The organism is Parolsenella sp. (assembly GCF_982402205.1).
The window spans coordinates 24,462-31,237 of record NZ_CEVYAT010000004.1 but is presented as its reverse complement, the minus strand read 5'-3'; the positions used below and the strand labels follow the sequence as shown (position 1 = coordinate 31,237).

Below are 6,776 nucleotides of genomic sequence, written 5' to 3'. Positions count from 1 at the left end.
CGGCGAAGTCGGCGCTGGTGATGACTTGCGAAATGCCCGCGCGCTTGGCACGCGAGCGCATGGATCCCGAGGTGGAGTCGAGCGCGAGGAACACCTCGCTGGCGTTGCCGTCGGCAGCAATCGCGGCGGCAAGGTTCACCGGGTCGGGGCCTCCCACGCCCTCGCCCACGATGACGCACGCACCCGCGAGGTCCTCGCGCATGCGGCCGCGCAGGCGCACGGGGCTGCGCTCGAACACGACGCTCGCCGCCTCGTCGCACGAGCGCACGTACTCGCCCAGCTCCGAGGACTGCGACACGCCGGCACAGATTACCCAGGTTGCCATCACGCACCATCTCCCGTCTGCGCCCCTACGCTCTCGGGCGCCTTGGCATCGCCACTTCCCAAGGCGGCGGCAGAGGCCACCTCGTCAACGTCATCGGCGGGAAGGGCCACCCGTAGGCTCCCGGCACCCGAGACGGCCAGCACGTCTGCCACCTCGGCGGGCAGCACGGCCAGCGTGAGCGAGCGCTCGCCCGCGCCTGCGAGCCCCACCCCCTGCGAGGGCACGAGTGCCACCGCATCGCCCGTTATGAGCCGCACGCCCGCGTCCGCGGACTCGTAGACCAGCACGCGCGCGCCGTTTGCCACCTCGGCGGGGGCACCGGCCCTATCCGTAAGCCTCACCGTCACCGCGACGCGGCCCTCGGGCACCTCGATGGAGGTCGCCCGCTCCGTCACGTCGAGCTCCGTGAGCGGCGACCCCTTGGCAACGGGAGACGACAGCCGCGCCCCCACGACGTCTGCCGCATCGGTGAAGGACCCCTCCGGGGCGAGGTCGGTGAGCCAGTCCCTCTGCTCGACGTCCTCCTCGCCCACCACGCTGCCCGCGGCAAGCTCACGCCTTGCCACGACGAGGCTCGCCACGTCGCCGCCGTACTGCGCGAGCAGCTCGGAGCGCTGCCGCTGGGCGTCGGCCCGAACAGACTCCATGCCACCTGCGGCGAGCAGCATCGCAAGCACCCCAAACGCCGCAGACGTCGCGATGCGCGCGCGTCTCCTCATGGCCCCTCCCATCCCTCTCGACTACTCGTGGGGCCATCTTCTCCCGAGCGCGCGCAGCAAAAGACGCCTCGGGCCAGAAAGTCCCGGGGCGTCAGACACAAACCTTGCAGCAATCCAACAAAAAGTGGGCGAGACGTTTCAAAAACGCCTCGCCCACCCTGTTGATAACCCAATAAACAGCAGCTCAATGCCCTGTTGATAACTTTTAAAAACGAAGCCGAGAAACGCTGCCGCCACGCGAAAAACTTTGCCCGGCAACGCGGGCACAGCCCGTCAGCGTCACGCTCCCGCGACCCACCGGCACCACGCACCAGCGGCCGCATCCGCACGCGCAGTAGCGCGTGCCCACAACGCCACGTAAGCGCGCCCGCGCCAACAGCACCGCGCAAGCACCAACGCCCTGCACGCCTCGCGAACGCTACAGCACCACGTCGGGGTCGATCGTGGCCGCGCTTGCGCGCATCTCGCCCGCAAGCGCCAGGTAGGCCTCGAGCCTCACCTCATCGAGCTCGCCGGCATCAGCCGCCTCACGCACCGCGCACCCCGGCTCGGAGCCGTGGGTGCAGTCGCGGAAGCGGCACGTCTGCGCAAGCTCCGCGATCTCGGGAAACGCCTTGGCAAGGCCATGCTCGTGGCCCACCAGAGGCAGGCTGCGCAGGCCCGGCGCGTCACAGATAACGCCCGCGCCCGGCACCTTGACCATCATGCGCGCCACCGTAGTATGGCGGCCCATGTCGTCGCGCTCGCGCACCGCGCCTGTCGCCAGGGCGTCGGCCCCCAGCAGAGCATTGAGCAGGGTCGACTTGCCCGCCCCGCTCTCACCCAAAATCATGGCCACGCGACGCTCGGACACAAGGGCGCGCACGTCGCCCAAGCCCTCGCCCGCAACCGACGACGTCACCACGATGTCGCCGTCCTCACCCACCAGGCGCCGCACGCGCGCCACGTCTACGGCAAGGTCTGCCTCGCTGCCCTTGCGGTCTGCCTTCGTGAGCACCACACAGGGGCGCACGCCGCAGTCGCGGGCAAGCACGAGCGAGCGGGCTATGCGCGCCAGGGGCAGCTCGCCGGCGCCCAACGCCGCCACCACGATGACCGCATCGAGATTCGCGGCGAGCGTCTGGAACTCGCCGCGTCTGCCGCCGCGCCAGCGCGCGAAGGCGTTCCTGCGCGGCAGCACCTCGTGGATCACGCCCATGTCGTGCGCGGGTGGCACCGCCGCGGCTACCCAGTCGCCCACCGTGGGCATGATGCCCTCCTCGGCAGACGCGCCCTTGGCAAACTCGGGGGCGTGCTCGCAGCGAAGCGTCACGTCCTCGCAGGCCACCAGCGGAAAGCCGCGGTCGAGGCGCACAACGCACCCCAACTCAACGCACGCGGCGGCCTCCTCGCCCAGGCGCGCGGCAATTCGCTCGCGCGCCTGGGCAAGCGCCGCGACCTGCGCCTCCGTAGCCGCAACGTCTGCAAACGCCGGCACGTTCTCGAGCTCGCCCACCTGGGGCAGCGACGCCATGACGTCTGCCGCAGACGGGCGCGAGGCGCCGCCCCCGTGGGAGCGACGCCTCGACGAAACCTTGGACCTGGCCTTTTGGGACTTCTTGCCCACAGGCTTAAGCCTCCTTCTCCACATGGCGCATGATCGCCTTGTAGACCTCGACGATGGGGATGATCAGCAGTGCGATCAGCAGCGCGCAAATGACGCCGCGCGGCTCAAGGGTCACGTTACCAAAGAACATCTGGGCCAGCGCCGGGACATCGGTGACGATCACGGTGAGGACGAGCGCCATGGCGGCCGAGCCCCACAGCCACCAGTTCTGCTTCTTCATGGTGAACAGCGACGCGCGGCGGCTGCGCATGTTGAAGCAGTGGAAGATCTCGACCATGTTGAGCGTAATGAACGCCATCATCACGCCTTCCTCGTCGGCCGTGCCAGCGACCATGTCGGCAATGTTGATGTAGCCCATGTCAAAGTAGACGCCCACGAAAAAGCTCGCGAGGACCAGCAGCGTAATCGCGATGCCCTGGACGATGCAGTCCATGCCCATGTGACCGGCGAACACGCCGTCGGAGGCCTTGCGGGGCTTGCGGCGCATGATGTCGCCCTCGGCGTCCTCCATCCCCAGCGCCAGAGCCGGGAAGCAATCCGTCACGAGGTTGACCCACAGCAGCTGCACGGGCTGGAAGATCGTGAAGCCCACGAGCGTGGCGATAAACACCGAGAAGACCTCGGCGAGGTTGGCCGAGAGCAGGAACTGGATGACCTTGCGGATGTTGTCATAGATGCGCCTGCCCTCCTCGCACGCCGAGATGATCGTGGCAAAGTTGTCGTCTGCAAGCACCATGTCGGCCACGTTCTTGGTGACGTCGGTTCCGGTGATGCCCATGCCCACGCCGATGTTAGCGCGCTTGATGGAGGGGGCATCGTTCACGCCGTCGCCCGTCATGGCCACGATCATGTCGCGGCTCTTCCAGGCCTCGACGATGCGCGTCTTGTGCTCGGGCTGCACGCGGGCGTAGACGCCAAAGTCCTCGATGCGCGCGTCGAGCTCCTCGTCGCTCATGCGATCGAGCTCGGCGCCGGTGATGGCCTGGCTGCGGTCGGTGATGATGCCAAGGTTCTTGGCGATGGCCACGGCGGTGTCAATGTGGTCGCCGGTGATCATGACGGTGCGGATGCCGGCCGTGTGGGCCTCGTCGATGGCGGCGGCCACCTCGGGGCGCTCGGGGTCGATCATGCCGGAGAGGCCGCAGAAGGTAAGGTCGTGCTCGAGGGCCTCGGCGGCAAAATCGGCGGGCTTCTCGACGTAGTGGCGGCACGCCAGCGCCAGCACGCGCAGGGCCTGGTCGGCCATGGCCTTGTTGGCGGCGACGAGCTCGTTGCGCCTCTCCTCGGTCATCGGGACGACCCTGCCGTCCTCGTAGATGTGCGTGCACAGGCCCAGCACCACGTCAGGCGCGCCCTTGGTGTACTGCTCGTACTCGTCGTCGAGCGTCTCGACCACGACGGACATCATCTTGCGGCCCGAGTCGAACGGGGCCTCGCCCACGCGCGGGTGCTCCTCGGCAAGGCCCGTGAGGCCCGCCTTGCCCGCGTCGTTCACGAGGGCGCACTCGGTGGGCTCGCCCACGGCCTCGCCGGCCTCGGCGTCCCACCTGGCGTCGCTGCACAGGGCCATGCCGGAGAGGAACTTCTCCTCGGGCGCGGCGAGCTCGTGCCTGACGACCGTCATCTTGTTCTGGGTGAGCGTGCCCGTCTTGTCCGAGCAGATCACCTGGGTGCAGCCGAGGGTCTCGACGGCACTGAGGTTGCGGATGATCGCCTGGCGCTTGGCCATCTTGGTGACGCCCAGCGACAGCACGATGGTCACGACGGCCACGAGGCCCTCGGGGATGGCGGCGACGGCCAGCGACACCGCGACCATGAAGGTGTTGAGCAGAAGGCTCGGCTCGGCGGCCATGTTGCCAAAGCCATGGCGCAGGACGTCGACCACGAAGATGACCACGCAGATGGCGACGACCATCTTGGTGAGGATGTGGGAGAGCTCGTCGAGCTTCACCTGCAGCGGCGTGAGCTCCTCGGTGGCCTCGTTGAGGGCGCCGGCGATCTTGCCCATCTCGGTGTCCATGCCGGTGGCCACCACCACGGCGCGGCCGCGGCCATAGACCACGGTGGAGCCCATGTAGCACATGTTCTTGCGGTCGCCCAGGGCAACGTCGTCGCCCTCGAGGGCGATGGCCTCGGCGTGCTTCTCGACCGGCACGGACTCGCCGGTGAGGGCCGCTTCCTCAATCTTCATCGTGGCGCTCTCGAGGATGCGGCAGTCTGCCGGCACCGAGTCGCCGGCCTCGAGCAGCACAACGTCGCCGCGCACGAGCTCGGAGGAGTGCAGGCTCACGAGCTTGCCGTCGCGGATGACCTTGGACTGCGCGGCGCTCATCTCCTGCAGGGCCGCCAGGGCCTCCTCGCTCTTGGCCTCCTGGATTACGCCCAGCGCCGAATTGATGATGACGACGGTGAGGATGATGGCGACGTCGGCAAAGTCGATCTCGCCCTGGATGGCGCCGGTGACGGCACTGATCACGGCCGCGACCAGCAGCATGATGACCATGGGGTCCGCCATCTGCTGGAAGAAGCGAATCCACATCGGGGTCTTGGGCTGCTCTTTGAGCTTGTTGGGGCCATCTGCGGCAAGACGCTTGGCCGCCTCGTCCGCGCTCAGGCCGTCCGTGGCGCTCGTCGACAGCTCGGCGAGCACGTCATCGGCACACGACAGATACTCTCTCACGTGAGTCCCCTTCCTGGGTTTGTGGGCACCCGCCAGATTGATGCCCGATCATAATTCCCAGGAAGGGCAAGGGCTCATCAAGGCTGCCATGGCAAGCGCATGTCTTACACGCGAGGCGATGTGCCCCGCGCGGCATAGGCATGATGATACCCCGAACGGGTGCCCTCCTTGCGCGGGCGAGCGGCACCTTCTCAAACGCTTACCGAAAACAGCGATAGGTTACGCTCTTAAAATGGTAAGGAAATGGCCACTCTCCCCTGTACAACCACATCTAGCTGCGGTTTTAATTGCAAGCTTTACATGATTGGGCGGTTGAGCGATTAAATTGCGCGTTACAATTCCTAGGCGGTAATCACATCGATCTTGTGTCCCGGGGAAGGGGACACGGAAAGAGGAGACGTATGAAGATTCTGTTCTACGACGCCCGTGACTACGACCGCGAGTCCTTCGACTCCCAACTCAAGAACTACCCCAACATCAAGGTTGACTACATCGAGGCCGACCTCTCGCCGGTCACAGCCTCCCTCGCCCGCGGCTACGACGCCGTGTGCGCCTTCGTCAACTCCGACGCCTCGGCCATGGCGCTCGAAATCCTGCGCGGGTTTGACGTCAAGCTCGTGCTCATGCGCTCCGCCGGCTTCGACGCCGTGAACGTCGCTGTCGCCAAGGACCTCGGCATGACCGTCTTGCGCGTCCCGGCCTACTCGCCCGAGGCCATCGCCGAGCAGGCCATCGGCCTGGGCCTGTGCGCCGCCCGCCGCATCCACAAGGGCTACGCCCGCGTGCGCGAGAACGACTTCTCCCTGCAGGGCCTGCTTGGCGTGAACCTCCACGGCAAGACGGCCGGCATCGTGGGCACCGGCAAGATCGGCGCCGCCATGGTGCGCATCTGCAACGGCTTTGGCATGAAGGTCCTGGGCTACGACGTCTACCAGAACCCCTCCCTCGAGGGCATGGTCGAGTACGTCGAGCTCGACGAGCTGCTGCGCCGCAGCGACCTCATCTCGCTGCACTGCCCGCTGTTCGACTCCAACCGCCACATGATCAACGCCGACGCCATCGACAAGATGAAGCAGGGCGTCATTTTCATCAACACCGCCCGCGGCGGCCTGGTCGACACCAACGCCCTCATCGAGGGCATCCGCTCCGGCAAGATCGGCGCGGCCGGTCTCGACGTCTACGAGGAGGAGGGCGACAACGTCTTCCGCAACCGCTCGAACACGATCATCGAGTCGGTTACCTCGACGCTCTGCTCGTTCCCCAACGTGGTCATGACGAGCCACCAAGCGTTCTTCACCAAGGAGGCCTTGGCCTCCATCGCCAAGACGACGCTCGACAACGCCACGGCGTTCGCCAACGGCGAGGAGCTCCCCAAGGCCGCAGTCGTCTGCTAGCAGGCACCCAGGCGTCGTCCCCACGGGGCGGCGCCTTTTATAAGAGAGACCC

Annotated in this window: 4 protein-coding genes and 1 pseudogene; 1 reads left to right on the top strand and 4 read right to left on the bottom strand. The window is 66.9% G+C overall.

Going from position 1 to position 6,776, the window contains the following annotated elements:
* The 4 genes and pseudogenes from AC1VTH_RS00720 to AC1VTH_RS00705 form a co-directional block, all read right to left on the bottom strand.
* Positions 1-325, bottom strand: a pseudogene (locus tag AC1VTH_RS00720) (hypothetical protein); the annotation flags it as partial.
* Positions 325-1,044, bottom strand: a complete 720-nt coding sequence (locus AC1VTH_RS00715) for an SAF domain-containing protein (RefSeq protein WP_481334173.1) — start codon at positions 1,042-1,044, stop codon at positions 325-327. The gene AC1VTH_RS00715 and the pseudogene AC1VTH_RS00720, both read right to left, overlap by 1 nt.
* Positions 1,045-1,462: 418 nt before the next feature.
* The gene (rsgA, locus tag AC1VTH_RS00710) at positions 1,463-2,650 is read right to left on the bottom strand and encodes a ribosome small subunit-dependent GTPase A (protein ID WP_481334172.1); all 1,188 of its coding nucleotides are present in this window, start codon (positions 2,648-2,650) and stop codon (positions 1,463-1,465) included.
* 4 nt (positions 2,651-2,654) lie between these two features.
* Positions 2,655-5,330 carry a cation-translocating P-type ATPase gene (locus AC1VTH_RS00705; protein ID WP_481334170.1) on the bottom strand — a complete coding sequence of 892 codons (2,676 nt, stop codon included), beginning with the start codon at positions 5,328-5,330 and terminating at the stop codon, positions 2,655-2,657.
* 401 nt (positions 5,331-5,731) lie between these two features.
* Between AC1VTH_RS00705 and AC1VTH_RS00700 the strand changes: the two genes are divergently transcribed.
* On the top strand, positions 5,732-6,724 hold the full coding sequence (locus AC1VTH_RS00700) for a 2-hydroxyacid dehydrogenase (protein WP_293674122.1): 993 nt from the start codon (positions 5,732-5,734) through the stop codon (positions 6,722-6,724).
* The last annotated feature ends 52 nt before the right edge of the window (positions 6,725-6,776 follow it).